The sequence below is a fragment of the Terrimonas pollutisoli genome (genome assembly GCF_029360765.1).
In the GTDB taxonomy this organism is placed as follows: Bacteria; Bacteroidota; Bacteroidia; order Chitinophagales; family Chitinophagaceae; genus Terrimonas_B; species Terrimonas_B pollutisoli.
Genome location: NZ_JARKNA010000006.1, coordinates 175,572 through 202,139 on the forward strand (window position 1 = coordinate 175,572; position 26,568 = coordinate 202,139).

24 protein-coding genes are annotated in these 26,568 nt (G+C 40.9%); 2 read left to right on the plus strand and 22 right to left on the minus strand.

Going from position 1 to position 26,568, the window contains the following annotated elements; translation table 11 throughout:
* Nucleotides 1–31: 31 nt before the first annotated feature.
* The 21 genes from P2W73_RS13200 to trmB form a co-directional block, all read right to left on the minus strand.
* Nucleotides 32–1,339, minus strand: coding sequence for a glutamate-1-semialdehyde 2,1-aminomutase (locus tag P2W73_RS13200; protein ID WP_276502521.1), 1,308 nt, complete (start codon nucleotides 1,337–1,339; stop codon nucleotides 32–34).
* Nucleotides 1,340–1,357: 18 nt separating this feature from the next.
* Nucleotides 1,358–2,008 carry a PIG-L deacetylase family protein gene (locus P2W73_RS13205; RefSeq protein ID WP_276502522.1) on the minus strand — a complete coding sequence of 217 codons (651 nt, stop codon included), beginning with the start codon at nucleotides 2,006–2,008 and terminating at the stop codon, nucleotides 1,358–1,360.
* Nucleotides 2,009–2,818: a sugar phosphate nucleotidyltransferase gene (locus P2W73_RS13210; RefSeq protein ID WP_276502523.1), complete on the minus strand. Its 810-nt coding sequence runs from the start codon at nucleotides 2,816–2,818 to the stop codon at nucleotides 2,009–2,011.
* A gap of 124 nt (nucleotides 2,819–2,942) precedes the next feature.
* A complete protein-coding gene (locus P2W73_RS13215; protein ID WP_276502524.1) occupies nucleotides 2,943–4,190 on the minus strand; it encodes a class I SAM-dependent methyltransferase in 1,248 nt (415 codons plus the stop codon).
* Nucleotides 4,191–4,199: 9 nt separating this feature from the next.
* On the minus strand, nucleotides 4,200–4,754 hold the full coding sequence (gene rfbC / locus P2W73_RS13220) for a dTDP-4-dehydrorhamnose 3,5-epimerase (protein WP_276502525.1): 555 nt from the start codon (nucleotides 4,752–4,754) through the stop codon (nucleotides 4,200–4,202).
* The gene (locus P2W73_RS13225; protein WP_276502526.1) at nucleotides 4,751–5,803 is read right to left on the minus strand and encodes an NAD-dependent epimerase/dehydratase family protein; all 1,053 of its coding nucleotides are present in this window, start codon (nucleotides 5,801–5,803) and stop codon (nucleotides 4,751–4,753) included. Before P2W73_RS13225 ends, rfbC begins: the two co-directional genes overlap by 4 nt.
* Nucleotides 5,800–7,140 (minus strand): DUF4910 domain-containing protein, encoded by a 1,341-nt coding sequence (locus tag P2W73_RS13230; protein ID WP_276502527.1) that lies wholly within the window; start codon nucleotides 7,138–7,140, stop codon nucleotides 5,800–5,802. The genes P2W73_RS13225 and P2W73_RS13230 overlap by 4 nt, the downstream gene beginning before the upstream one ends.
* Nucleotides 7,141–7,181: 41 nt before the next feature.
* A complete protein-coding gene (locus P2W73_RS13235) occupies nucleotides 7,182–8,324 on the minus strand; it encodes a hypothetical protein (RefSeq protein ID WP_276502528.1) in 1,143 nt (380 codons plus the stop codon).
* A complete protein-coding gene (locus tag P2W73_RS13240; protein ID WP_276502529.1) occupies nucleotides 8,309–10,063 on the minus strand; it encodes a hypothetical protein in 1,755 nt (584 codons plus the stop codon). Before P2W73_RS13240 ends, P2W73_RS13235 begins: the two co-directional genes overlap by 16 nt.
* Entirely contained in the window at nucleotides 10,060–11,370 is a 1,311-nt protein-coding gene (locus tag P2W73_RS13245; RefSeq protein WP_276502530.1) for a glycosyltransferase family 4 protein, read from the minus strand. Before P2W73_RS13245 ends, P2W73_RS13240 begins: the two co-directional genes overlap by 4 nt.
* Before the next feature lie 23 nt (nucleotides 11,371–11,393).
* Complete coding sequence (locus P2W73_RS13250) at nucleotides 11,394–12,569, minus strand: hypothetical protein (protein ID WP_276502531.1); 1,176 nt, start codon at nucleotides 12,567–12,569, stop codon at nucleotides 11,394–11,396.
* A 2-nt stretch (nucleotides 12,570–12,571) separates the two neighbouring features.
* Complete coding sequence (locus tag P2W73_RS13255; protein WP_276502532.1) at nucleotides 12,572–13,732, minus strand: hypothetical protein; 1,161 nt, start codon at nucleotides 13,730–13,732, stop codon at nucleotides 12,572–12,574.
* On the minus strand, nucleotides 13,729–14,907 hold the full coding sequence (locus P2W73_RS13260) for a glycosyltransferase (protein WP_276502533.1): 1,179 nt from the start codon (nucleotides 14,905–14,907) through the stop codon (nucleotides 13,729–13,731). Before P2W73_RS13260 ends, P2W73_RS13255 begins: the two co-directional genes overlap by 4 nt.
* Nucleotides 14,908–14,917: 10 nt before the next feature.
* On the minus strand, nucleotides 14,918–15,898 hold the full coding sequence (locus P2W73_RS13265) for a phosphotransferase family protein (protein ID WP_276502535.1): 981 nt from the start codon (nucleotides 15,896–15,898) through the stop codon (nucleotides 14,918–14,920).
* Between the two features lie 5 nt (nucleotides 15,899–15,903).
* Nucleotides 15,904–16,836: a phosphotransferase family protein gene (locus P2W73_RS13270; RefSeq protein WP_276502536.1), complete on the minus strand. Its 933-nt coding sequence runs from the start codon at nucleotides 16,834–16,836 to the stop codon at nucleotides 15,904–15,906.
* Entirely contained in the window at nucleotides 16,826–17,737 is a 912-nt protein-coding gene (locus P2W73_RS13275) for a polysaccharide pyruvyl transferase family protein (RefSeq protein ID WP_276502537.1), read from the minus strand. Before P2W73_RS13275 ends, P2W73_RS13270 begins: the two co-directional genes overlap by 11 nt.
* 15 nt (nucleotides 17,738–17,752) lie before the next feature.
* A complete protein-coding gene (locus P2W73_RS13280; protein ID WP_276502538.1) occupies nucleotides 17,753–18,979 on the minus strand; it encodes a glycosyltransferase in 1,227 nt (408 codons plus the stop codon).
* A 7-nt stretch (nucleotides 18,980–18,986) separates the two neighbouring features.
* Nucleotides 18,987–20,768 (minus strand): ABC transporter ATP-binding protein, encoded by a 1,782-nt coding sequence (locus tag P2W73_RS13285; protein WP_276502539.1) that lies wholly within the window; start codon nucleotides 20,766–20,768, stop codon nucleotides 18,987–18,989.
* A 5-nt stretch (nucleotides 20,769–20,773) separates the two neighbouring features.
* Nucleotides 20,774–23,263 carry a glycosyltransferase gene (locus P2W73_RS13290; protein ID WP_276502540.1) on the minus strand — a complete coding sequence of 830 codons (2,490 nt, stop codon included), beginning with the start codon at nucleotides 23,261–23,263 and terminating at the stop codon, nucleotides 20,774–20,776.
* Between the two features lie 691 nt (nucleotides 23,264–23,954).
* Complete coding sequence (locus P2W73_RS13295; protein WP_276502541.1) at nucleotides 23,955–24,155, minus strand: C1orf53 family protein; 201 nt, start codon at nucleotides 24,153–24,155, stop codon at nucleotides 23,955–23,957.
* Nucleotides 24,139–24,846 (minus strand): tRNA (guanosine(46)-N7)-methyltransferase TrmB, encoded by a 708-nt coding sequence (gene trmB / locus P2W73_RS13300; RefSeq protein WP_276502542.1) that lies wholly within the window; start codon nucleotides 24,844–24,846, stop codon nucleotides 24,139–24,141. Before trmB ends, P2W73_RS13295 begins: the two co-directional genes overlap by 17 nt.
* A gap of 117 nt (nucleotides 24,847–24,963) precedes the next feature.
* On the opposite strand from trmB, the gene P2W73_RS13305 reads away from it, so the two are divergent.
* Both P2W73_RS13305 and P2W73_RS13310 read left to right on the plus strand, forming a co-directional pair.
* Nucleotides 24,964–25,329 (plus strand): hypothetical protein, encoded by a 366-nt coding sequence (locus P2W73_RS13305; protein WP_276502543.1) that lies wholly within the window; start codon nucleotides 24,964–24,966, stop codon nucleotides 25,327–25,329.
* Nucleotides 25,317–25,529, plus strand: a complete 213-nt coding sequence (locus P2W73_RS13310) for an energy transducer TonB (protein ID WP_276502544.1) — start codon at nucleotides 25,317–25,319, stop codon at nucleotides 25,527–25,529. The genes P2W73_RS13305 and P2W73_RS13310 overlap by 13 nt, the downstream gene beginning before the upstream one ends.
* A gap of 70 nt (nucleotides 25,530–25,599) precedes the next feature.
* Here P2W73_RS13310 and P2W73_RS13315 read toward each other — a convergent pair whose 3' ends face one another.
* Nucleotides 25,600–26,529 (minus strand): DUF3078 domain-containing protein, encoded by a 930-nt coding sequence (locus tag P2W73_RS13315; protein ID WP_276502545.1) that lies wholly within the window; start codon nucleotides 26,527–26,529, stop codon nucleotides 25,600–25,602.
* Nucleotides 26,530–26,568: the final 39 nt, after the last annotated feature.

Sequence of the window (26,568 nt, forward strand, 5' to 3'; positions counted from 1 at the left end):
TATTGTTACTAAATAATAACGGAGTACCTGGTCAATTTTTTTTTCTGAATACCGGTTGTACTGAGCGGCCGTGTAAATATTTTTCTACTCCATCGGTCAATGCTTTTTTATAAACGAGAAGCGCTTCGTAAATTATTTCGATGGTGCGATCAATGTCTTCATTTTTATGCGAATAGCTTACAATTAACGAGGGCAGAATCAACCCGCGCCGGATTGTCTCCTGCAGGAACAACGTGCGGAATAATTGGGATGGTTTACCATTTTCATCGTGCGTAAAATAAACCAGGTTACTGGCCCGGCCCATCACCCCAAAATAGTTGTTTAACCCAATCTCCGTAACAGTTTTATTGATTCCATCCGCTAGTCGTTGACCCTGCCTGTATAAAAAATCAATTACATTTTCTTTTTGAAAAATATTTATTGTTGCGATCGCTGCTGCCAATGAATGATACTCTGCGCCAAAAGTGGTGGACAATAGAAACACCCGTTCTTTTGAATGATGTAGTCCTCCTAATTCCATCAGTTCTTTTTTTCCCGCTAAAGCCGAAACAGAAAAACCATTTCCCATTGCTTTTCCAAATGTGCAGAGGTCAGGTACAACTCCGTGTAGCTGTTGTGCGCCACCCAGATGTAAACGAAAGCCTGTTTTTATTTCATCAAAAATTAAAATGGCGCCTTGTTCATGACAAAGGGTTTTTAAATTTTGAAGAAAATTATCTTCGGGTGGCGTTCTTTCTTCTGCTTCCAATATTATTGCTGCAATTTTCCCCGGATATTTTTCAAACAATTGCCGGACACTTTCAATGTTATTGTACCGAAAACCCACCGTTAATTCCTGTATAGATTTTGGAATGCCGGCATTCATAGCAGTAGTACCGATAAACCAATCATCAACAGAAAAAAAAGGATGATCAGAACAAATGGCAATCAAATCCCTTCCGGTATAGGCTCTCGCCAGTTTCACCGCTGCACTGGTCACATCAGATCCATTTTTGGCAAACTTCACCATATCCATGCCGGGAACGACTTCCAGGAATTTCTCAGCGCATTCCAATTCTATTGTTGCCGGCCTGCCAAAATTTACTCCCAGTAACATTTGCCTGTAAGCAGCTTCCACCACAGGTTCATAAGCATGACCCAATGTAACACTCCTCAGGCCCATGCCATACTCTATATATTCATTACCATCTGCGTCCCATACGTGACAACCCTTTCCCTTCGTCATTATCGGAAAACAACCCGGCGGAAATTGGTCATCGCCTTTGGCATAAGTGTGGGAACCCCCGGGAACCAATTGATGCAGGCGTTCATTTAGCAACAATGATTTATCAAACTGCATGTTTTCCCCTTTTTTAATTTATAATATGATCTTTCTCGCATGAAAAGCCTCAGCATATTTTGTAGTGCAGGCTGATTCCATACCACGAATTCGCATTAAAGCTTTAAAGGTTTCTTCATCAAACCAATGCTTACCAGCTTGCGATATAAAACTGTCTTGTATGATCCGAATTTTTTTGCTGGCTTGCTCTTCAGTTAGCCGAACGAAAAAATTAGGGATACCCAAATCACCATCGAATTTTGGAATTTCATATTCCAATATAAAATGCCGACGAAATGTATTCCAGGTAAAATCAGATAGTATCCTGTGATCCTGGTGCCGGTCGTCACGATAGTGAGTAAAAATTAAATCAGGATCGATTTCGTTTTTAAAAGATTCAAATTTTTCTTTTATTTCCAGGCCTGAGTATTGTAAAAAAGCATCCCGGTAATCAAAAACCAGAATTTCTTTTTCTTTGGCGTTTTTCAGAAATGAGTTTGCGCTGGCAATAGCTTCCTTTTTTCTTTCCTGGGTGGATGTGAAGACAATCCATTTAACAAAATCAATGGGATGACTCTCCAATAAGTGCAACAAAGTGCCGCCACAACCAATTTCGATATCATCACAATGTGCGCCGATGCAAAGAATCTTGTAACCAGCTTTTTTTGTGATAAAGGGAAAATTCAACATTTACTTTTCAATAATTAGTTTATGATTATTCGTTCCTCTTTCCCATACCATCCAGGGTGGATTGCCGGCGGCAAATAAGTCGTCAAGCATTTGCTGGTCTTTAAATGTATCCATGCTTGCCCAAAAATCATTGAACCGGTAAGCGAGTAATTTATTTTCACTGATCAACCGCTGGAAAGGCTGATCGACTAACTCTTCACCATTTTCCAAATAATTAAATATTTCATTTCTGAGAATAAAGAAACCTGCATTGATCCAGAGGCCCGAGTTTCCAATATGGCTGATATTTGCCACCCTGTCATTCTCGCCGATTTTTACTACATGATAGCTCTTCGTAGAATAATAAGCCATGAAACTGGCGATGGCATTATTGTAGTTAAAATGATCGATCATATCCGGCAGGTGCATATTGGTAAGACCATCTGAGTAGTTGGCCAGGAAGACTTCTTCACCTTCAAGATAAGGTTGCACTGCTTTTAAACGGCTGCCAATATTAGAAGAAATGCCAGTATCCACAAATGTAATGGTCCAATCATGAATGTCTGAGTTCAACAACTCCAATTGCGCACCCCCATTGCGATAAATAAAGTTATTGGAGATGTATTCATCGTACTTGACGAAATAATTTTTTATATAATCCGCTTTATAGCCGAGGCAAATAATAAAATCCTTATGCCCATAATGCGCATAGTATTTCATCAGGTGCCACAAAATAGGGCGGTAACCTATTTGAGCCATTGGCTTGGGGATCTTATCCGAGTAGTCTCTTAGTCTTAATCCCAATCCTCCGCAAAAAAGAACGACTTTCATTTGATTATTTTTTATTGTTTTTAGCCAAATGGAATTCGCTATAAAATTTTCATCGCTGATTGTGATGATAGCTCGAAAATTTTATAGCTCATTTCATAATAAACGATTTTAAGTTTACGATTGATTAAGCATACACAGTTACTTCAGGAATTGGAACTACAAACTGTCCTCCCCAGTTCCGGATATGAGACATTTGCCCCATGATTTCTTCTTTCAGGTTCCAGGGAAGTATTAATACATAATCAGGCTTTGTTTCGTCTATTTTTTCAGGAGGATAAATGGGTATACGGGTGCCGGGTAGCAAACTGCCTTGCTTGTGCGGACTTCTGTCAACAGTGAAATCAATGAAATCAGTTCGGATGCCACAATAATTTAATAAGGTGTTGCCCTTGCCGGGAGCGCCATAGCCAGCCAGTCTCTTACCATTTCTTTTAGCCTCTATCAAAAACTCAAGCAGTTTTCTTTTGGTTTCTTTTACCTGTTCTTCAAAATTTTTATAAAAGTCCATTTGCGTTACACCGGCTTCCAGTTCTCTTTGCAACAGCTCAGTGACTTTGGCTGATACAGGTTTTGATGTATCACTATGATGACGACCATAAATTCTCAGCGACCCTCCATGAGTAGGTATCTCTTCTACATCAAATAAGGTGATCCCATGAAAATCAAAAACTTTTTTTACGGTAGTAAATGAAAAATAAGAGAAGTGTTCATGATAGATCGTGTCAAATTGATTTTCTTCCATTAATCGCAGCAGATGGGGAAACTCCATGGTCAACACCCCATCTTCTTTTAATAAGATTGGAATGCCACCGACAAAATCATTCAGATCGGGAACATGCGCCAACACATTATTACCAGCGAGCAGGTCCACTTTTCCATATTGGGCTACCAGTTCTTTTGCGGTTTGTACGCCAAAAAATTTTACTTCAGTGCGAACACCTTTTTTCCTGGCGTATTCAGCTACGTTAGCAGCCGGTTCAATGCCCAATACAGGAATATTTTTTTCTACAAAATATTGCAGTAAGTATCCATCATTGCTGGCTATTTCCCCCACTAAACTTTGCTCGTTGAAGCCAAATCTTTCCACCATTTGGTTGGAATAATTACAAGCATGTTTGAGCCAGCTGGTAGAATAAGAAGAGAAGTATGCATAGTCGCTAAAGATATCGCCCGGTGAAACAAACTCTTCCAGTTGCACCAAATAGCATTGATCACAGACATAAGTTTTGAGTGTGAACACCGGTTCCATTTTATTTGAGTCTTCCGGCTTGATATAGCTTTCACAAAGTGGTGATGTGCCCAGGTCAGCAAACACATGCGTTAGTGGCGCATTACAAAATCGACAGTGGGGTTTTGATGACGTTGAATTCATGGTGTTGATTTAAAAATTGCGAATTCCATTAAGATTTTCGGTTAGGTAAGGATATTGTTTGTCTTTTTCAGATAAACAGGTAGGAGTCATCGGCCAATGAATCCCAATTTGTTTATCATCATAGCGCAGACCGCTTTCGCTCCCCGGTGCATAAAAGGCCGTATGATGGTAAACAAGTGATGTATGATCACTGAGTGTTTGGAAACCATGAGCAAAACCTTCCGGCACATACAACATGCAAAAATTATCTTCTGACAACTCTGCTCCAAAATGCTGCAGGTAAGTTGGAGATTCTTTCCGCAGGTCAATGATGACATCATACACCCGGCCGGCGATACATCTTACCAGCTTAATTTCCTCATGTGGGGCCGACTGGTAATGCATCCCTCTCAACGTACCTTTTTGTTTATTATAAGATTGATTCATCTGAACAAATTCTTTATCATGTCCAATACCCTGAAACTCCTTTTTGCAAAATGTTCGTACAAAAAAACCACGATCATCTTCGATCGGTTGCAGCCGGATAAGATAAGCGCCTTGCAAGGGCGTAGGTTCAAAAATCATGGCTTATGATTTAAGAATAATGATTGATCAATGGTTCCTGTCTTCACGAGATTTTGAATAACATTCAGCCGTACCAGGTTTGAATTCCTGTAATTCCCGTCAATAAAATCAAGATTCTTTATTCCGTCAATTAAGCCATCCACTGCCGCTTTCAAATCATACTGCGGCTGATGAGCCGGGGCCAGTTTTTCAAAGAGATCGAAATTCACGCGGTAGGACCGTTTATCCGGTTCGGCATTGCTGTTAACGGATACTTTTGTTTCAGGCAGCATTTCATTGACCATATTGGCTAACTCCTTTACCTGGTAGTTCCAGGCATTACTGCCGGCATTTGCCACAAGGAAGTCGCCGCCAGACTTTCCATTTCTTTCATGCGCCCAACGCATAGCCCGTGCCATATCTAAAACATGTATCAATGGTCGCCAGGGGGTTCCGTCACTTAGAATATTTATTTCTTTGTTGGTAATAGCTCCTGCCACAAAATCATTTAGCACAAGATCAAGCCGGAGCCGGTCACTCATGCCGCAAGCGGTTGCAAAGCGAAGACAGGTAATTTGAAAGTTTTCATCTGCTAACGCCTTCAAACCGGTTTCGGCATTGATCTTTGATTTCGCATAGGCAGTCAATGGATTCAATACACTTTCTTCAGTTCTTGGTTTATCTTCTGCCGAACCGTATACACTACAACTGGATGCAAACACAAATTTTTTAGCTCCTTTGCTTTTGGCTTTTACTGCCAGATCAATGATAGCTTTACAATTGATATCATGCGTTTGACTTTCGTAACGGTTGCCTATAGGATCATTGGAAATAGCAGCTAAACCAATGACGGTATCCACCCCATCTAAAAGTTCTGCAGGGAAATTTCTTACGTCGCCATAATGTTGCGCAGAGAGGCCCGCATCCGGAATAATGTTCCGGTTGGTTACATATTGTGAAAAGTAACCGATATCATAACCCACTAACTCTGCAGCGGGATAATATTTTCTGAACTCCCTGACAACGCCGGGACCAACATAACCAAGGTTACCGGTAATTAAAATTTTCATGCGTTATATAAATTATAAACTGATTTTTTTGTTGGCTTAGCTGGTTGAATTAATAGCCCGCTCTGTTCCAGTACAGCAGCAATTTCTTTGATCACATCAAATGGTATTGATGCACGGCCAGCTATATCCAGCAGGCTATGCTGACCATCTGAAAGATTGAGCAGCCATAGCATCGCCATCCTTCGTTGCTCCTTTTCCTTTTCAGTTGTACCACCAATTTTTTGATATAATCCCCGTCTGCCTAATTGCGGTTCACATTTTGGATATTGGTTTATGTAAACAATGTCATTGTCCAGGATACCAGCAATTGCTGAATAAGCATTTAATGAACCCTGGAGCTTTGCTGGTTGTATCAATTCCAGGTTATCGGCAGAGGTATGGTATTCGGGGTATTGACCATACTGAGATCTTGTCAGGCTGCCAATATTTAAATTAAATCCCGGGGAATTGAATTGTCTTTCGTCATAGCCATAGGGAGAAAAGTCAATTGTTTTATAATCTTCACCTATGTGACTGAGGTAGTGTATCACCGCTTTATCAATTAAGGCATCGCCTGCTCTTGTTTTTTTATACGTAAATGAGGAAGCGTCTCCCAATAAAGTGGCTACCAGGCCGGCTTTAATATTGCTCAACTTATCTTCATTTAAAGACAACCAGGTGATAGCGCCTATTGTTCCGGGTATAAACAAAAACCTGTACGATAAGCGGTTTGTTTTTGTACTTAACAATTTTGCCAAAAATGAAATCACTGCTATACCCGAAAGGTTATCGTTGCACAAAGATGGATGGCATATATGACAGGTGAACAGCACTTCATCAGCTGTTTCACCCGGCAAATAATATTCGCCATAAGTAAGCGAACCCGGCTGCAGGGTTGAATCAATACAAACTTCGTATTCATCATCCTGCATTGACTGTAGTTGAGAATGGCTTAAGCAAAAACCCCAGTTTTCCTCGTAATAAGAAGTGCGGTAAGGTATCCATCCGGGTTTATCCGGTAATGAAAAGAGATGCTGCTTTAATTCCTTTAATGAAAACTTACCGTTTACCGGAATGCTGTAATTGAGGACGTGAAGATTTGATGTATTGAAGTCAACAATTTTTTCGCCCTTGCTATTTTTTATATACGCATTCCTGATATTCCATTCCTTGGGTATGGTCCAGTCAAACACATTGGTCCCCGTAGGTACTTCACGTACCTCAAGTGGGATGTATTCCTGCAGGATCGACAGGCTTTTTCTTACGCCATCGCCGGTAATACTGCGGCAGATTGGGTAAAGCCTGCTGATTAGCTGGTACATTTTCTCTCCTTGTTCCAATATGTTTACGGATTCCATTCTCTTTAAACTACTTCTTATTTTTATCTATTCAAAGCTTTTCAGATGCCAATCTTGTCAAGAAATTTTCTGATCACTTTCCCCGCTTCCATGTATTCAAAGGCCAGTTCACGGGCTGCTTTTGAATGCACGGCATAATTTAGCGATACATTCCTGACAGCATCAACAGCTTCTTCAATCGTTGTAAAAGCAAGCAAACCTTTTCCGGCCGGTAAAACTTTCGAGAAGCCTGTTTCCTGCAGCACAACCGGCTTTCCAAATCCCATATAATAACCCGATCTGTCATTGAACCAGCCACATTGCGTAGAAACGAAAGCCTGTTTGGCGACGCTGAATTCAGCTTTTGATCCGGCAATATAGTCCAGGTATGATGCGGCCGAGATGCTGATATCATCTCCTTTTTTAGCCAGCCATCCATTTTCCTGTAATCTTTCCCAGGGTATTTTTTTGCCCGAAACGGCTACTTCCATCAACTCATCAACTTTAGAAGGAAGGCTCATGATTTTTTCAAACTCTATATCCTTATGTCCATATTCTTTTCCATCATATTCCACTCTTTTAGTGGGGTTCCAGTTCATCACGGTAGTAAAAGCTGATTTTCCATTGACAGGTGCATTTTTTACTTCCTGTAGCAAGACCGGAGGTAAATTATGTTTCCAGTCGATTCCGGAAGCAGGCACATCACATTGTTCTGTTCCTATCAAATTCCCATCGGTAAAAAAATGATCATATGCCGGTAATGTCACACCTGATTCAATCCATTTTTTTATACGCACCTGGAACCAGCCCGGTTCGCCATCTACAAAGACCCGCATTTTACAATGAGCAGATTCCTCCTTCCATTGAGCCCATTCGAGATCGACATATAAATCCGCAGTCCGGAATAATTCATCGACAGTTGATTTACTTAATCCATGATAAACACCATAGTGATCGACAAAGCATAAATTATTATGCAGGTCATATTTTTCCATCAGCTTTCTTACTACACCATAGCCATAACTGCAATCACTGGTCATGGTTCTGTTGGGAATGTCATAACAGTCATCGGGCCATTCGCTTTTTTCAACAAAATAGACTTCATGGCCGTTCATTTTAAATCCAACCAGCCACGCCAGGTACCATAAATTGGATCCGCCTCTTGGTTCCCTTACCATCGTACCACTCACTATAATTCTTGCCATTTGCTTTGTTTTATAGTTTGACTTGTACTTATCTTTTCAAACGCTGATAAGTTTAAAGTATGGGTTTCCTGGTTACTATCTAATAAAAACGTTGACGTAAAGTTTTTGGCGGGGATATGGAAACCAATGCGTACCGGTTTGATAAACGGAAGATGATTTTCGGAATATAACCTCAATCTATATTGGCTGGTAACTTCATTGATACTGACGGTGTGGCTAAGAATAGTAGATAATTCTCTAAAATCTATAAAGAACTTTGCCCCGGCTTCTTGCCATTTCTCCAGTTGTTCACTGAACCAACCTGTGCCATGGATGCTAACATCAAAATCATGAAAGTAGCCAACTACAGGCAGTTCCTGTTCAAACCAACGCGGATTAGCTAAATCCAGGTAAGGAGAACATACGTGCTGATTCCAGCAAAGCTGATGGCCAATTCGCATACCAAGATAATAACTGCTTACGAGATTTAATCCTGATTTCAATACTTTTTCCAACACATTATTGGTAAACTCTTCGCCAGGACAAATAAGTGTTGAAGGCAGTGATTGAAAGTTTTTTTGAAAGGCTTCAATGCCTGAAAGCAAAGGGTGTTTTTCTTCCGCCAGGCTATTGATAAAGCTTACAGCCGACTTTCCAAACTCCCGGAACCACTTCTTGTTTTCGTACCTGTCATCTGCTTTTAGCCATGCTTTTTTATCAGGATGTATATGGGTATATCCATGCAGTTCCACCTCGGCCAGTCCGCTGTTTCTTAGTTTTTCAATTCCACGAAACTCATCTTCATAGTCAAAAACACGGGTATGTCCGTTCGCAAGATTTTTATAATATTTTACAGATGGAGAAGGATAAATATTTCCGGCTGTTCTAACCGTGGGCAGGCCGTCAATTTCGAGCCGGCCTCTTGTACTATCACCATCATCAACCCAGGCCGGAACATAAGCAAGGCTCATCCGTGCATTTCTTTCCAATAAAGTCTGACCAATGAGGTCCCATTCTTCTTCGCCAAGTTTTGCTGTTTGAAATGAATTATCATGAACCGGCTGTGAACTACCGGGATCATCCATGCGTAGAATCATCGTATTCTTCCATTCAAACCAGGCGACAGGATATAAGTTTTCAACTATTAAAAGTTGTTTTAAAAGAGCGGTAAAAACGGGTTCACTGTCCCTTGCCATACTGGGATGAAAACTTAGAAACAAGATCTTTGAGCCTGATTCTTCGACGGTACCGGCGATGCATGTTTCCGATAAATGGGCCCGTTTGTTCAAACCTTGAGTGGCTTCCAGTTCCGCTAATTGCAATGAATTTTGCAGCTTCCATTCTTTGCAAAATCCGGGTCGTTTATATAGTAAACGGTCGCCTGCTGGTTTATTTTCAGAAAGGAAGACTTCAAATTGATGGGATAACCAACCATTTTTTTTCCCGGCACGGGTGATAAATAAAAATTGATTTGTTCTGATTGTAAGCAGGAGTTGTTCCCATGTATTGCTATCAATATCGTCAGGATCTCCTGTAAGTATGACCCATTTGACGGCCTGGTTGTTAAAATCGACGAGGTGAAGTGAACCGGGATCCGTTAGCTTTACTTTCCAGCCCAGCATCGCCACAAGCGTCATCCAATCCAACGCTTCTCTTTCTTCTGGTGGCAGCCACCCGCCGGTTCCCAATACCAGGGCCCCATTCATCTTTTCGGCAAATGGGGTAAGGATTAAAACGGTATCTTCTCGTTGTTTTATCACTCGCTTCTCAATTTTAAAGAGGAAAAGCCACGTTTTAAAGAACCTGTCAGTGCTTCTATTGAAATATGCTCCCTGGCAAAATCCCTGATAGAGGTTCGCATACTTTTTACCTTCTGTGGATTTTCAGCAATAAACTGTAAACGCTTGAAAAGAGCTTCGTCATCCTGTGGAGGAAAAAGCCACCCTGTGTTATTTTCTATTACCAGGTCTGAAATGGCGCCTACATCAGACGAAACAACCGGTAGCCCACAGGCCAGCGCTTCGCCGACAACGGTCGGAAACCCTTCCCGTTTAGATGCCAGTACCAGGCATTCAGCAATATTTAGTAAGCGAACTTTCTCTTCATCATTTGCTACCCACCCACGAAAATGTACCCTGCCGGGAATTTGTCTTGTTGCCTGATCCTTCAACTTCATTTCATCTTTCCCGCTTCCCACTATTAAAAGATCAATATCGGCAAAATGCACAGCTACCTTTTGAAATGCGCTAATTATCGAACTAACTCTTTTGACACTATCATCAAGCCTGCCAATAAACAAAAAATATCTTTTTTCACTATTGAGGCCAGAAACTAAGCAGGCCTCTTCGCGACAACCGGGTTTGTAAATTGAAATATTAATGGGAGATCGTACAATACTCATCCGGCGGGGATCGAGTTTATAGTTTTTTTCAAGAAAATCTTCTTCCCGTTTTCCGGATGTAAAAATCCAATCGGTTTTTGGGATAGTGATTCGTTTTAAGAGGGTTCCCAGGTATTTTCCGGTACTGCCGGAATGAACTGCCACCAAAGGTATCCTGCGCCACCTGGCTACCAAGTGGAGCGAATCAAAACGACCGCTGCAATAGTCTTGTGAAAAAATAACATCTGGTTTATCTCTTCGCAATGCCTTGAATAATGGCCAGGATAAAATAGCGGAATACGAAGCAAGCGTTGCGTAAGTATAATACCAGCGATTTCGAAACTTCCAACTTTTTATTTTGGAATAAAATAACTTCCATAGCTGGCGATGCAACCATGATGAAGGAAGGATTTTGACTTTACAGCCTACATAGTTGTGTGTAACGTCTTCCTTAAATGTTGGTTTCAGGCTTAGCACATACCAGGTAACATCACCAATTTCTTCCTGCACTATTTTCATCCTTGCATGGTTGGCGGTATTGTGCCATGATCTCGCAAACGCTTCCTGCGAAACGCCATAGTGTGTATAAAAGTCTTCAAATACATCCGGGTAATCAAAGAAAGCTATCCGTGGTCGCCTTCCATTTTGATTTAAAGTAGGGTCAGTATTTTGTTGCAGTGTTTTCATCATTATACAACCTTCAATACTCTTTATGCAATTGACTTTTCTATTAGTTCAGTCAATACTTTATCGGATGCAAAATAAGTTTCAGCCAACTCTCTCGCTCCCTGACAATGCCTGCTATAATTGTTATTTACCTCTTCAATAGCGAGTAATGCTTCATCTATACCAGAGAACGGGATTAATCCGTGATCTGCCTTCAGCCAATCCGAAAAACCGGTATCCTGTACTACCACCGGCCTGCCACTTGCCAGGTAGCCGGCACTTCTTTCACTGAACCAGCCCGTTCTTGCTTCTACATATCCATGTTTGGCAATGCTGAATTCTGCTTTGGACTGTTGAATATAATCCTGGTATTTCCAGGGATCGCCTGAGATTTTCTGCGGATACGAGAGCTGCCAGCCATTTTCTTTCAATCGTGTTCTGGGAGCTGAAGAGTCACTTACTGCCAATTCCATGATTGATTTTGTATGCCGGGGAAGCTGTAAATATTGATCAAATGATTCCGCCTTCATCCCATAGTAACGTCCGTTGTAAGTTTTACCGGGATAGCTTTCCCATTTCATCACCGTAGTAAAAGGAGCAGCTTCGTTTCCATTTGTAACCGGCCATGCGTTAAGCACCACCGGTTGTCGTGTTGGTTGCCACGATAATCCATCATCGGGAACCAGGCAGCCCTCTTGTCTAAAATTTTCACCGTAGGTAAAAAATACATTGTGTTGTTTGCAAAAATCCAACCGTGCATTGTCTGTAAGATTTCTGATCTGCGTGAATAGCGGATCAGTATCGATAAGTACCCTGACGGGAATATCCTGTAGCCGGGATCGTAAAGTATTAGAGCCGGAAAGATTTAATAAAACTTCTGCATCGCTGATAAGTTGCAAAACCTTTTCTGCTATTGGGCCGTGCCATTGCTGTTGATGATGATCATAATAACCCCAGCGATCTCCGAGCCCAAATTGTTCAAATACCTGTTTTGCATAATTTAATCCGTAAGTTGGATTTTGATCGGTTATATTTCGATCCGGGTCGTAACATGAATAGATGGTATCGCCGCTATCTTCTAAAAAGTAAACGTCGTAGCCCATCTGGTGCAAGCCTAAAAAATATTGCAGGTGGTGCCAGGTCATGCCACCCATAGGTCCCCTGACGATATAGCCAAGAACAAGAATCCGTAGTTTTTTATTTTTTAAACCGCTCTTCATTGCTATGAAGCAATTAATTTCTTTTGCTTGTAATCATCTAAAACAGATTTCAGGACATTGACGAGATCGGTTCTTCCCCTGCTTTCTAATGCCGGCATGATCTCTTCATAGAAATCCACCTGGAAATCGTTATAGATCATATCATAAGTTCGGATCGTTTCCAGCAATTCAGGAGTAAGCTCCTTAAGGGAAAATGCTGCAGAATCTTTTAATTTACCAAGAGCTTCTAACTCACACATGGTAAGAATGCATTTCTCACAAGTGCAGCAATTGTATACTCCTTCATCATCATTTTGACAAACCCGGATATTATCAAGGCCGGTTTTCCAATCGCCCACCATTGCCACTTTTTCTAACCTGGTAAGATCAACGCCATGATGAATAACCCGGAAATAAGAAGTAGAATAGTATTGATCCAACAATGGATGAGATCCCCATGGATAAATAGAAACCGGGGTGTGATTAGTAGCGATATAAGTGCTGTGAAATCTTTTACTGAAAAAACAGGCTACTGCGCTCCGCAATGCACCCAGTGATTTATAAGTATAGAACCAGCCATCTTTGTCGAGAAACTTAATATTGGTGAGGGCCGGGATCAGTTCAATACCAGCATCGTCTGCTACTTTTTTTGCCGTGATCAAACGGCCATTGATGATTCTTTCAGCCCGATCCCTTCCTGATTCAGTATGGTTATGATAACCTATCGTCATTCCTGCACTAATAGATAAGGGATGCTGATCAGGAATATTTAATTTATTCCATCGCAGTGTTCCCAGGGAATCGATCCCGCATGACAACAGGCCCAGGCTTTCCTTTGCATTAAAATCATATACTTTAAATCCTGCCGTCGGTTCGATTACCGGTGCGGCATGCGGAATGTCATGGTACCAACTTTTAAATACAGGAACAACTACTTTCAAATTTTGAAATAATACCGGGCAAATGGGTTCATCAATCTGAATTCTTTCTTCACCGGCATGCCAGGCCGCTAAATAAACCGCCAATAAAACTGCATTCGGATCGGCCCACAGCGCCGACTCATATTCTTCAGGCGCCTCCACGAAAAAATTGAGTGGCTGTTTTTTCGCTTGCTCCCAAATCACATCGGCGGATGCCCTGATATAGCCATCGACAATTTTTAAATTGATATTTGTGACTTTCATAAAACGAGTTTATATTTTTCAAGAGTTTGTTCACTTAACTCATTCAGCATTTTTTTTAATACCACTTTTACATCCAGGCATTCCATTGCTATTTCTCTTGCAGCCTTTGAATGTTTATGCCAATTGTTTTCTATTTCGTTGATTGCAGCGGCAGCCTCCTCCACATTATTAACAGCAAATAATCCCGCTCCGCAGGGCAAGTGCTCACTGAAGCCCGTATCCTGGAGCACAACCGGTCTTCCCGAGGCAAGAAAGGCCGCACTTTTATCACTGAACCAGCCAGTATTTAATGCAACAAAAACATTTTTGCATACACTGAACTCTGCTTTTGCATTTTCAATGTAGTCGCAAAAGGTTTGGTAAGACATCGTCGCTGATGTACCGTTCACTATATTCCATTTATAATTCCTGAGCAGATCAAACGGGATATTTTTTCCGGAGACGGCTGCTTCCATATTGGCTCCAACTAAAGTTGGCAGTTGAATAAATTTGGTGAACTCAATGTCTTTTTGCCCGTATTTTTTTTCCTTGAATGAAATTGGCTTATGAGATTGCCAGTTCATCACCGTGGTGAAAGGTGCTTCTTTGGCGGGAGCCGACCCGGTTTTAAAAGAAGTAGTGTCTACCGGGGAATACATATGCCGCCAATGAATATCGCCGGTGGGAATGATATTGTCTTTTCGGCCTATATTGTAACCATTGGTAAAAAAATAATTGTAACGGGAGTAACGTGAAACCATTTCATCATTGTTGTAACAGTTTATTTGCGAAAAACCCGGCTCGCCGTCTATCAGTACTCTGAATTTGCAAGCTTGTGATTCTTCTTCCCATCCATTTTGCGTACCCAGGTCGATATAGCAATCCGCCTGTCTAAAAATTGTTTCAATTTTTGTTTTGGACAATCCATGATAGTGTTCCTGATGATCAACAAAACACCATTTGTTTTGAAGCCCGGTTAATGCCAGGAGGTCGTTGGTCATTTTTATGCCATAACTGCAATCATTGTTCATGCTGCGTGTAACCGGGTTGTAGCATGAATTATCGTATACATATTTTTCTACAAAATACACGTCGTGACCCAATGCCCTGAAGCCAGCGAGGTGCTGAAAGACCCATGACATCATGCCTCCCAGTGGATACCTGACCATATATGCACCAACGATGATAGTTGCCATAGATTTTGTATTAAACTGTCACCACTTGCCTGTAGCCGGCTTTTTTAATCTCCCCGTAAAAGTTTTTGAACCAATTTGTCCGGTCTCTCCAGCACTCAGGATCATCATATTCACCAGTCCATCGTAAGAAGAAATAAATTTTGGCCATAAGCAATCGTTGCCTGAATTCCTGTTCGGAAAAATTGCCCTCCGGCCATCGGGCTGAGATATATTTTTTCACGGCAATTCTTTGTCTTTTGTAGTCCCATCCTTCTATCAAACTGGCGAGGTCAATTTCGCCAACGCCGATGGCTGCGGATTCCCAATCTATCGGATATATATTTCCACGTCGTACCAAGATGTTTTTTGTATAATATTCGCCATGTATGAAAGTTTGTGGACTGCTTAAAAGCAAGTGCATATTTTCCTTGAACCATTCACACACACCTGTCAACCAGGGATATTTTCCATGAAACGTAATGGTTATTTTCTCCATCGCTTTTAGCCAAATCATATAATACGCTTCGTCATATATTTTAACAGACGAAGGCGGATTTGATGAATGTATTCTGTGCAGGTTACCTATCCATGCAGCTGCATTGGCAAAGTGATCCGGATCATGGTCGTCTTTTAATAATTTGGATCCTTTTAAGTATTGGATGATTAAACAACTCCTGTTTTTCTCCTTGTAAAACCCATAAAACCATGGTGAACTCAATGAAGATTTATCCAAAACTTTTCGATAGACTTTTGTTTCGTATTCAACCCCACCACGATGACCATTTGAAAATTGTGTGTGGCTTCCTGCATACTTACAAAAAAGGTGAATCAGCTGACCATTATCCAGACTGCAGGTAATGATTTCAGCCGGTGATGTGCTGTGATAATCAAATTTTTTCCTTCTCACCATTTTTGTCATTTGAAAAGGAGGGTGAACCTTATTCACAAATTTTTCTAATTGTGAATTCAGGTTTTCAGTTTCGGGAAATGAAAAAGTGCCGTTTAATTTCATAAAGCCTAAAAAATTTCCAGTTTTTTTGCTAACGCATAAATGTGATCATATCTCCACTCTTCTTTCTTAGGAAAGAAAAACCGAAAATGCAAATAGAGCCGGGCCATTAAAAGCCTTTTTTCGAAAGCCTGCTCATCAAAGTCAAAACCTGTGAACCGGCTGGCGATATAACTTTCCCTGATACGCTCAACGACCTCTTCTTTCCTTGCTTCAATAATACTTGCCAAATCAATCTCACCCGGGGCATAAGCTGCCGATTCCCAATCAACCGGGTAAATAATTCCACTTTTTATTAAAATGTTCTTCGAGTAATATTCGCCATGAATCAATGTTTGTGGCGCCTTTAACAGGATGTCAATATTTTGACGGAAGAATTTGATAACATCCACCAGCCAGGGTTGTGCGGACAGGATTTCAGGAGCGTCCTCCATTCTTTTCAACCAAATAAAATAATAGTCCTGGTCATACCTCTTTACAAAAGAAGGAACTTTGCTTTCAAAAAAATGATGCATTTGTGCAACCCATGATGCAGCTTTCAGGTATAATGTAATATCCGGGTTACCTTTCAATGATACACTGTCCTGCAGCAAATCCATCAGGAGTAGTGTTTCATTTGTTTCATTAAAATAACACTTGCCCCAAAAATTTACTTTCGTTAACGGAAGGTTTCTCAACACTTCATCATAGATTTTTATTTCATACTCAACACCTCCTCTATGGCCATGATTGTTTGGACCGAGGCCAGCTAAATATTTTCCAAAAAGATTTATTACCCGTCCATCTGAAAGTTTACAACTAATAATTTCTGCGGGGAATGTGCTGCTCCCCTTGAATGGAGAACGTGAAATTATTTCAACAGGTGCCGGTCCATTTGCTGAAAGTAGTTTTGACAAATGAATAGTGAGCAATTCAGTATTGGGCAAAGTACTAATTTCCATAAGCTAATTCTTTACCGGATAATTGTAACAGTTTTGATAAAAGGGTTTCTTTCAAGGTCTTTATTTTTTTACCGGCCAGTTCTGCACACTCCAACGCTTTGGCACGGGCAGTTCTGGACAAGCAATAGTGAAAAGCGGTAGATAATGATACTTCGTCGAGTGTAGCGGCGTTAAATAAAATTGGCCAATCCAATTCTCTTACCTGCAATGAAATTTTGGCGCCGCCTTCAATGGGATCAATGGGAATAACAGGAATACCATTTTTAATAGCCAGTACGGTTCCATGCAGCCTGGTGGTAATAACGAGGTCCATTTTAGCGATCATAGCTTCCACTTCGCCGGCGGTTCTCAATCCACCTTCATTATCCAGCAATGAAGTATCAATGGACACCCGGGCAACTTCGACAGTATTTAGTAATTCTTCAATTTTTTTATTGGCCTCATCATGTAAAGACCGTGAGCCATATTCTTTTTGCTTATGTGATAAGATAACTCCAACTACCGGTACCGCCGGTAGTGGACCCAAAAAGGTAATATCGGGATTGGTGGTTCTTGAACTGTCTCTTTCTAACAATAGTGTAAATGGATTCCAGTCAGTAAGTGGCTCCATCAAAGACAGGTTAACGCCTGTCAGCCTGCAATTCGAAAAATGAGCTAACATCTCTGTAACCGGCCAACCATTTCCAAATGGTCCGCACACAAACAACAAATCTGTAAACTCGCCGGGATTTGCTTTTTGCCAGTTTATCCCACCTGTATACGGAAAGGCTGGACAATCGGCGACACGATATCCTATGTTTGCTTCGCTGAGCCACTGGCAAATAATATCCCGGGCAATCATATCACCTGCCGTTGCGCCCATATTATCAAAACTGAACCATCCTGCTAATAAAACTCTCATAAACGTTATTATTGATCAATAAGCCGTATTTGACTTTTCAATTAATTGTTGCAACACCTTCGCAGCATCAAAATATTCTACAGCAATTTCTTTAGCTCTTCTTGCATGTAGCGAATAATCAGCTTCCACTTCACGAACCTTATCAACAGCCTGTTCAAGGGTATTAAAAGTTAGAATGCCTTCTCCCTCTGGCAATACTTTATCGAAACCTGTATCCTGTACAATAACCGGGCGACCAGCCGCCAGGTAGCAAGCCGAACGGCAGCTAAACCAACCGGGTTTGGAAATCACATAACCACCTTTGGCAACACTCCATTCCCCTTTTGAATAAAAAATATAATCACGATAAGCGTCTATATCACCACACCGGATAGCGGGATCAACAATTTCCCATCCATAATGTGCTAAAAGATCTGCAGGCGTACCGAATGAAAGTTCTTTCTCATTATTCCCGGCAAAATGATCCGGCAAAACAGACTGCCAGTTTTTATGTTGAAGCCTGCTGAGTGCTACTTCGAAATGGATATCTTTCAGCTTCCTCTTTAGCTCAAGAAATTTTATAAACTCTACATCCTTCTGGTAAAAACTTTTTCCCCCGAACACCATGGGTTTGTAGCTTGTCCAGTTCATAATCGTGGTGAACCGGTTACTATGCGATTTATGATTGATCCATTCAGATAATACAATGGGTGTGCGGGTAGGTTGCCAATTATATTTCTCATCTTTTAAAAACTCCGGAAGAGACTCACCAAAACTGAAATGGCAATCATGAAGTGCGACTCTCTTTGAAAACTCTTCAAAACCCAATTTTATTTTTACTTGAGTAAAACCAGGATCGCTATCGATATAAATCATTTTTTTGACAGCCCTGTATTTTGCCGGTTTTTCAAGTGTTCCGGAAACATTGATGAGAATGTCCGCCGTTTGCAACACCTCATGGCGCTTCTGGTCACTCAAGCCATACCACTTGTCTTTAAGCGGGAAACGATAAGCCCACCTCTCTTTCAACTCGTATCGGTCAAAAAGTTTATTTAGATAAGAAATGTTTTTATCGCAGTTTTTCTCCACCCAATCATTTCCTGCAGGTCCGCCATCAAGGTTATAGGGCCACTCTCCGGAGTCCTCGAAATAATAGACATCATGGCCTAGTTGCTTCAGTCCAATACAGTATTGAAGATAATCCCAGGTTACACCCGCCAGGGTGTAATGCTGGGCAATAAGGCCGGTTACAATAATTCTCATAAATGGGTCAAATTGCTTTCTCCCTGAAGGAGTTGATTTTGGTGTTCAACCATTCGGGGTGATCGTTATATATAATGTCGACAATTTTTCCTTTTTCCAGGTGGATAACAAGATCACAATGTGCCAGTGCATCCAGCCGGTGTGTAATAAAAAAGGTGGTTTTTCCGTCCATTAACTTTCTCGTCGCATTCATGATCAGCGATTCAGTCCGGATATCAACGGAGCTGGTGGGCTCATCAAGAATAAGCAAGGGAGAATTTTTTAGAAAAGCACGGGCAATTGAAATTCTTTGTCTTTCACCTCCTGATAACTGCATCCCTCGTTCACCCACTTTAGATTGGTAGCCGTTGGGGAAATGAGAAATAAATTCATGAGCATGCGCATCTTTCGCTGCTGCATGAATTTCTTTTTTACTGGCAGTAGGTTTTCCATAAGCAATGTTTTCTTCTATGCTTGTTGAGAATAAGACAGGTTCCTGCAAGACAATACTGAATTGGGACCGGAAATCAGCCACCTTATATTCCCGGATATCTGTTCCATCGACAACAATGCGGCCGCGGGTTGGTTCGTAAAACCTTGCCAGCAAGTTTACCAAAGTTGTTTTGCCTGAACCGGTTGATCCCATAATGCCAACTTGCTGACCAGGTTTGATTTCAAATGATATGTCCTGTAACACGGGTGTCCCTTTGTTGTACTCAAAAGAAACATTTTCAAATTTTATCGAGCCGTTGATCTTATTGGTCTTCCTGGCATTGGGATGCTCTTCAACGTCTTTCTCTTTATCGATCAGGCTGTATACTCTTTCCAGGCCAACAAATGCTGATTGCAGGTTAGTGTATTGCTTGGTGATAGTTCTCAGCGGTGAAAAGAACTGAGCCAGGTAAGCCATTATCAATATAAGTTCGCCCAAGGTTATCTTTCCCTGGTGAACATACATGGAGCCGAAATATAAAAACAAAGCAGTGCCGGTTGCTAACACTAAACCTATGCCCACATCAAAGATCCCGGAGTAGCGAACAACTTTGATTTGATTTTTTAATGCATCATTGGAACGGTTGACAAATCTTTGCTCTTCGTAGTCTTCCCTGACAAATGCTTTAACCACCCGCAGCGCCGACAGTGTTTCGTGGATGACAGACATCGCGGCACTCTCAGATCGTTTTACCTCCTGCCATTGATTTTTTAGTTTGGTTCTGGAAAAACGGGCTAATAGCATTAAAGGCGGTATAGCACATACAGCTATTAATGTAAAATGCCAGTCCAGCGTCGTCATCACGTACAGCATTCCTATAAGTGTGAGCAGGGAAGTGATGATGGGTGATAAACCGGAAACTACCAGGTTCTTAATGGCGGTAGCATCATTTTGAATACGGTAAAGAGAATCAGAAACTCCTGTTTTATCATGATAAGATAATGATAATCGTTGCACATGATTGAATAACAACGTTCGCAGTGACAACACTAGTTTTTCGCCAGTATAAGATTGAATCAGCCAACTCAAGAGACCTTGCAGTTGACCGAGCAATTCAATCAGTATCATCAGGATGGTGGCCGTCAGAATAATGGCAGAAAAACTAAAATCAAAATGTTGCGGGAAAAAGAAGGTAATTATCCCGGGCATGGGTTGTTTACCAAAGGCGTTGTCCACTATGATTTTTAAAGGAATAGGTGCTAAGAGAGCAATGGGTACCGCAGCCAGGTTTAATACAAAAATGGCAACAATATTCAACCAATAAGGCTTTGCCCTCAACAATACCTTTTTTAATATTGACAGATCGGGAATTTTCATGAGTACTATTTTATCAGATGTCCCTGGTTTTTTACAACTGTTTTAATAATATAATAGGCTCTGCCATAATCTTCCAGGATACGCAGTGATAGTAGGAAAAAGACAACTCCAAAGATGATAGCCGGAATAGCGGACCCATATGCCAGTGCGGTGGTTAACAATGTGGTTACAAAAAATAATAAACACATAGCTGTTAACGAGAGTCTGGGCGTAAAGCGAAAACGAAGGAATTGACGGCCTTCATTATGGTCTTCGGCGGCCATAAAAAGTTTGATCGATCCAAGTGCACCTCCTTTGATAAGTAAGTCCCACCTGCAATAGATCCCACCTCTTTCCACACAGGCATTCTCAGATCTTAGTGTTGATTCGATATGCTCCAACCTTTCTTCCGGCGACACCCAGTTATTACACCAGACGTTTACCTTCTGAGCTATTGGAATGGCGTAGTTGCCTTTTCCATAATTGCGCCATGGTGTGAGATCATTTTTAAAGCGTCCCAGTAACCGGGCTATCGGCTGGATAATGTGAAACCATATAGTGATCAGGCGGAATCGCAATTCCTCCAACAAGGGTCTCCTGCCTTTTTTTCTTGTGATTTTAGAAACATTATACATTACATGCGCCATCGGCAATAATGTAACGATTAAGGCAACGGGCCATAAATATTGCATGGGATACCAAAATAATCCTGATATCGTAACCAATAGCAGGGCTGTCGACAACAAGTACCATTCTGGCATTTGCAAAATCGCTAAGTGATTCGAGGAAGAAGACCCATACACTGACTGAAAGGGCGCCTGCCCCCATTCGCCATGGTATACCCGCCATTTTCTAAAAAAAGGAGTTTTGATTTCGCCGTTACTATAGATCCGTCCCCATGTTTTGTGGCCAATGTTATTATATTTCTGCGGCCATTTTCGCTCCAGTAACGCTTCTGCTTTTCCATAACCGACTTGCTGTTTCCAGTAAGACTTAGCTGTTCTTCGCCGATGATGCCAAACCATAGCACCTGCGTTGAACCCTATCTTCCAACCCGCTTCTGTCACACGCCAGCACATGTCAACATCATCCCCGGCCGTCGTAAACTGCACATCAAAACCACCCAGTTTATTTAATACAGACTTACGAATGGAAAAATTACAACCAGGAATATGTTCTGCTTCAACATCTGTAATTAATACGTGTGATGGAGCTCCCGGTGAATGGTCAACACAGTCAGCTATCAATGAAACATCATTTGGCGCAATATTGGGTCCGCCAACGGCTGCATAGGAAGTTTGATTAAAGGTAGCGGCTAAAAACAAAAGCCAGTCGGGATCCGGTATTGCATCATCATCAATGTAGGAGATGATTTCTCCTTTGGCCTGCAAGGCGCCCAGGTTTCTAGCCGCACTCAAACCCTTATTGGGGGTATTAACAAGCATCACATCAAATTCTTCAGCTATCTCAGCAGTTTTATCTGTTGAACCGTCATTGATCACAATAACTTCATAAAACGGATAGTTTAGCCTCATAAGCCCTTCCAGGCATTCCCGAATTGTAAGTGAGCCGTTATAGGTACATACTACAATAGAAAAAAATGGCCAATCAGCGTTAGCAATAAGTGGCAAATGACTAAAAGCCTTTTTTACGGTCTCCAGCGCAGGCTTTGGCCTCCTTTGTTTATCGGTAAGCCCAAAGGCCCAATCGTAAACTTCTTCACCTCCTCTGAACCATTCATCTGTCCATGAGAAAACAAATAAGCCGGCACAGCCCATCTTATAAGCAAGTTTGATTTGCCAATCCAGTATTTCCGATTGTTTGTATTCTCCATTTCTTAAACAATCCAAGCCTATTTCTCCCATTAGCAAAGGCTTATCACCTGCAATATTTTGCAGTCTTGCCAGGTATTTTTCAAGCTGTTCTTTTTGTTCGAGATAAACGTTGAAACAAATAATATCTAAAAAGGATAATTGCAGGTATTCTGTAGTTGGATAATTAACATAGGTAACTATAGATTCCGGAGCTACTTCTTTTACTGTCTGGTAAACTTTTTTAAGATAACGCTCAATTTTTTTCGGGCCATACCACCTGACCGTTCTTGCCGGTATTTCATTGCCAAGTGCGATACATAATAGCGCAGGGTGATCTGCGCAGGATTTTACTTTTTCCCGAATTATGTCAAGAATATTTGGGCTTTTCTTCTTATCAATGACATAACCAATATATTGTTCAGCGGAGAGCCCAATCATCACTTTAAGCCGGTGTTTAAGAGCCAGGTCTAACAGCGTTCTTGGTGGTGTTGTATGCGGAATTCTCACCGTATTAATCCCATTTGCCGCCATCAGAGCAAAATCACGATCTACCTGTTCCAGGTCAGCATATTCTTTTCCATTTGAATCTGGCTTAAAAGCTCCATAAGTCACGCCCCTTACGTAAAACTTATGGTTATTATGATAAAAGAACTTTCCTCTTACTTCTATTTTATCTAAATGTAAAGTGGGGTGTAAAACCACTGCCGACTTTTTTTCGACACTGGGGTAGCTTGGAGTAACTGTGCTTGATGGTACCATGTTATCGTCCTTGATTGGGTGATGCTTGTTTAATTCGATTGAGCAATTCCAGGATATAAAATCGTTTTCTATAGGAGGGGAACAATCATTCTTTAAATAGCCACCTATTATGACAACATAGAAGATAAGTAATGGTGAAGCCAGCTATCTATAGTTCTCTTGGTTTTGTTATTATAAGAAATGCTATTTTCTGGCTTTGTTGAAGAAGCAGGCCAGGCGCATGAATTGTTGATGAAATTCAAAGGCCAATGTTTGAATAACATCAACTTATGCTCTAAGCAGAGCAAATTAACTTGTTTAGGAACAGGCAGACTTACAAGGATAATACACATAAAAAAACTGCTAAGCATTAAGTAAAAGTGCCTTTAGTTGCCTTGCAGAGAAGGCACACAGGAAAATGGATTACGTACTAACTGAACTTTATTTTACTTGGCTGGCTTAAACATAAATCCGGAATTGGACATATCGGAATTATACTAGCAAGGATGTGGATTATCAGGAGAGTTAAGAGGCACTAAAAGTATAAAATATATTTAATAATAAAATAATTTCCTGTTTTTTATTAAATAAAATTTAAAAGAATATGATCAGATGATTTCAAAGATTTGATTGAGAAATCGGCATCGTAATTTTACTATGACTCTCTCAGGTTTGACGAGTCTTTGCTTTTTAACAGCTCACTTCGCTTTGGTTCGGGGACGTTCTTATAATTAAAAGGACAATGCCTGCATCCATTGCCGCAACAATATCCTCGTTGCAAATGAAACTTTTCTGTGAGAACAACCAGGTCATCTTCGTTCATATAATAATGAACACCTTCAATCCATTGGCTCATCTTTGAGAATTTTTTTTAGCAATTCATCTTTTTCCTTTCCAGGCAGTGTATCAGGTAATGAAAAACATACATAGTGGATTCGATTGCTCCCTGCGATGTCCAGTGATTCATAATGCGTCTTTATCCGAAGTTCATCTGAAATGGATGGCTGAGAATAAGCATTATCATAATCAGTATGCACTGCACATTCGTATAAATCAATCACCAATTTTGTAAACTGGTATAATTCCGGGCTATCCGTTTTCAAATGGATAAGACCACCAAGAACAAGAAACTTTTGATATAGCCGGAGAAACTTTGGATGCGTTAATCTTTTTTTTGCTTTGGACTTTCGCAATTGCGGATCAGGAAAGGTAATCCATATTGCCTCTACTTCATTATTGGAAAAATAGCTGTCAATTTGATCTATTTGCGTTCTTAAGAAAGCAACATTATTTATTTGTTCAAGCAAAGCTTTTTTCGCACCTACCCAAATACGATTTCCTTTTAAATCGACACCGATAAAATTCCTGGCAGGATAGAGTCTGGCCAAACCAACCGCATACTCTCCCTTTCCGCATGCAAGCTCCAATGTAATTGGATGGTCGTTTTTCCAAAATGAGCTCCAGTTACCTGCTATGTCAGTTGGAAATTGAAGCACGTTGGGAAAACTTTTTAACTCTTCAAAACGGACTAATTTTTTTTGACCCATAGGCCGGCAAAGGTAACTCAAGCCTTTGTCAAAATCTAACCATTCAGGTTGCGAAGTGGTGTGGCATTTTAATTGGATTACAATTCACATGCGAATTTTTCATTTAAAATAAACCGTATGAATTTCAATATATTGAGAACTTTATTTGGGAAATGCCTGGGCTTTTTTATCGGAGCGATGACTTTTATAGGCTGTAATAACGAGAATTCGGCAAATAATTCTACATCGGGCGCCAAGGAGGTTGCGGCCGATACCACTATGACGCCAATTGCTCCGGTAGCTAAAGCCAAAAAGTCGGCGAAGATCAGCACCGGTGTTGATGATGGCGACACAAAATCGGAAATGAAAAAAGATAAAATGGGCTATTATAACCGTACTGAGATTTTGCCTGCCTATTCAGGTGGTCAAACTGCGTTGGAAAACTATATCAGCAATATATTCAATACCCGCAAGATGCTATTGATAACAATGTGGAGGGAGTAGTTAAAGTTCAGTTTGGGGTGGATGAAAATGGAAATGTAACCAACGTTTCAACGGTGGGAAATAAGATTGGCTATGGTTTGGAAGAAGAAGCCATAAGAGTAGTGTCCAAAATGCCGAAATGGACTCCGGGACAAGTAAAAGGAAAGAATGTGAAAACTTGGCGTACGCTGCCTATAAATTATCGTTTAGAAGAAAGCTGATACCCTAGGTAGAGTTGAGGTGTAAAAAAGAGAAAGCCTGGCAAAGGCTTTCTCTTCTTATTTAATTCAGTCAGAATTTTGCCAATAAGCCAAGCCCTACAAGAGATTTGACCTGTAAGGCTGCTCCATTGTTATCTTTTCCAAACAACCGTACATCATCATCATAAATCATGTCAAGGCTATAAGTCAGGGCCAACACTTTTGAAAGTTTTACATTCAAAACATTCGTAAAAAAGAGGTCAACGTTTTGAGGATTGTTTTGATAGTTGGAAAAAAGATCCAGCCTGCTTTTATAAGTGATGTTTTTATTAAACTCTTTCAGAAAATTAATAGAAGCAAATGCGCCGAATTCTCCTTCTGAATGTTTGCCCGGATCAACGCCGTATAGTCCTTTCGCAGATAATGAATCATCCTTTACAATAGTCCATCTGGCTGTAATAGGCGAAACGAAAATAGAAAGACTGGAAGCGGGCTTGTAATCCAAACCTGGGCTCACCAAAATATAAGCGGGTGAAAGAAAAGCGGAAGCCAATGTTTTATTATCATCACCATCATAGGTGTAACCCTTGAATAGCTGGGACCTGAAGTTGACCAAACCCGCCAGGTTTAGTTTGGGATTTAAAGCGTAACCATATTTTGAAAGCAGATCAATCCGATCGTCATTCTTGCGGCTGCCAAGGCTGGTTGTTTTTACATAGCCCAGGTTAAAGTCGAAAGTGTTATCCCAGCTATGCCGGTCTTTTTTATAAAGTGCAAAGAGATTCAATACAGAATTAAGAGAGAGTGAAAAGTCATCACCGCCTGCCGCCCAATTGCTCAGTGATCCCTGGGACACATTAAGTCCATACAACCCGCCTTTTTTCCAGGTTTTCGGGATAGTGTCATTAGCATCCTTTTTGATTGATTTTTCGGATTCTTTCTTTAATTCTTTTACAGTTTCGTCTTGTGCGGAGACTACAAGAGTGGAGAATAAGGCAAAGGTCAAAGCTATTTTTCTCATCGGTTTAAGATTTTTTATTTGAGCAAAACTAGTTCCTGA

Bases quoted from the DNA above. Each gene is read 5' to 3' on its own strand.
- P2W73_RS13250 (WP_276502531.1), bottom strand. From the start codon at position 12,569: ATGAAGAGCGGTTTAAAAAATAAAAAACTACGGATTCTTGTTCTTGGC.
- P2W73_RS13280 (WP_276502538.1), bottom strand. From the start codon at position 18,979: ATGAGAATTATTGTAACCGGCCTTATTGCCCAGCATTACACCCTGGCG.
- P2W73_RS13295 (WP_276502541.1), bottom strand. From the start codon at position 24,155: ATGAGCCAATGGATTGAAGGTGTTCATTATTATATGAACGAAGATGAC.
- P2W73_RS13245 (WP_276502530.1), bottom strand. From the start codon at position 11,370: ATGAAAACACTGCAACAAAATACTGACCCTACTTTAAATCAAAATGGA.
- P2W73_RS13285 (WP_276502539.1), bottom strand. From the start codon at position 20,768: ATGAAAATTCCCGATCTGTCAATATTAAAAAAGGTATTGTTGAGGGCA.
- P2W73_RS13210 (WP_276502523.1), bottom strand. From the start codon at position 2,818: ATGAAAGTCGTTCTTTTTTGCGGAGGATTGGGATTAAGACTAAGAGAC.
- P2W73_RS13205 (WP_276502522.1), bottom strand. From the start codon at position 2,008: ATGTTGAATTTTCCCTTTATCACAAAAAAAGCTGGTTACAAGATTCTT.
- P2W73_RS13260 (WP_276502533.1), bottom strand. From the start codon at position 14,907: ATGGCAACTATCATCGTTGGTGCATATATGGTCAGGTATCCACTGGGA.
- rfbC (WP_276502525.1), bottom strand. From the start codon at position 4,754: ATGATTTTTGAACCTACGCCCTTGCAAGGCGCTTATCTTATCCGGCTG.
- P2W73_RS13265 (WP_276502535.1), bottom strand. From the start codon at position 15,898: ATGAAATTAAACGGCACTTTTTCATTTCCCGAAACTGAAAACCTGAAT.
- P2W73_RS13275 (WP_276502537.1), bottom strand. From the start codon at position 17,737: ATGAGAGTTTTATTAGCAGGATGGTTCAGTTTTGATAATATGGGCGCA.
- P2W73_RS13215 (WP_276502524.1), bottom strand. From the start codon at position 4,190: ATGAATTCAACGTCATCAAAACCCCACTGTCGATTTTGTAATGCGCCA.
- P2W73_RS13230 (WP_276502527.1), bottom strand. From the start codon at position 7,140: ATGGAATCCGTAAACATATTGGAACAAGGAGAGAAAATGTACCAGCTA.
- P2W73_RS13235 (WP_276502528.1), bottom strand. From the start codon at position 8,324: ATGGCAAGAATTATAGTGAGTGGTACGATGGTAAGGGAACCAAGAGGC.
- P2W73_RS13200 (WP_276502521.1), bottom strand. From the start codon at position 1,339: ATGCAGTTTGATAAATCATTGTTGCTAAATGAACGCCTGCATCAATTG.
- P2W73_RS13270 (WP_276502536.1), bottom strand. From the start codon at position 16,836: ATGGAAATTAGTACTTTGCCCAATACTGAATTGCTCACTATTCATTTG.
- P2W73_RS13225 (WP_276502526.1), bottom strand. From the start codon at position 5,803: ATGAAAATTTTAATTACCGGTAACCTTGGTTATGTTGGTCCCGGCGTT.
- P2W73_RS13305 (WP_276502543.1), top strand. From the start codon at position 24,964: ATGAATTTCAATATATTGAGAACTTTATTTGGGAAATGCCTGGGCTTT.
- P2W73_RS13315 (WP_276502545.1), bottom strand. From the start codon at position 26,529: ATGAGAAAAATAGCTTTGACCTTTGCCTTATTCTCCACTCTTGTAGTC.
- P2W73_RS13255 (WP_276502532.1), bottom strand. From the start codon at position 13,732: ATGAAAGTCACAAATATCAATTTAAAAATTGTCGATGGCTATATCAGG.
- trmB (WP_276502542.1), bottom strand. From the start codon at position 24,846: ATGGGTCAAAAAAAATTAGTCCGTTTTGAAGAGTTAAAAAGTTTTCCC.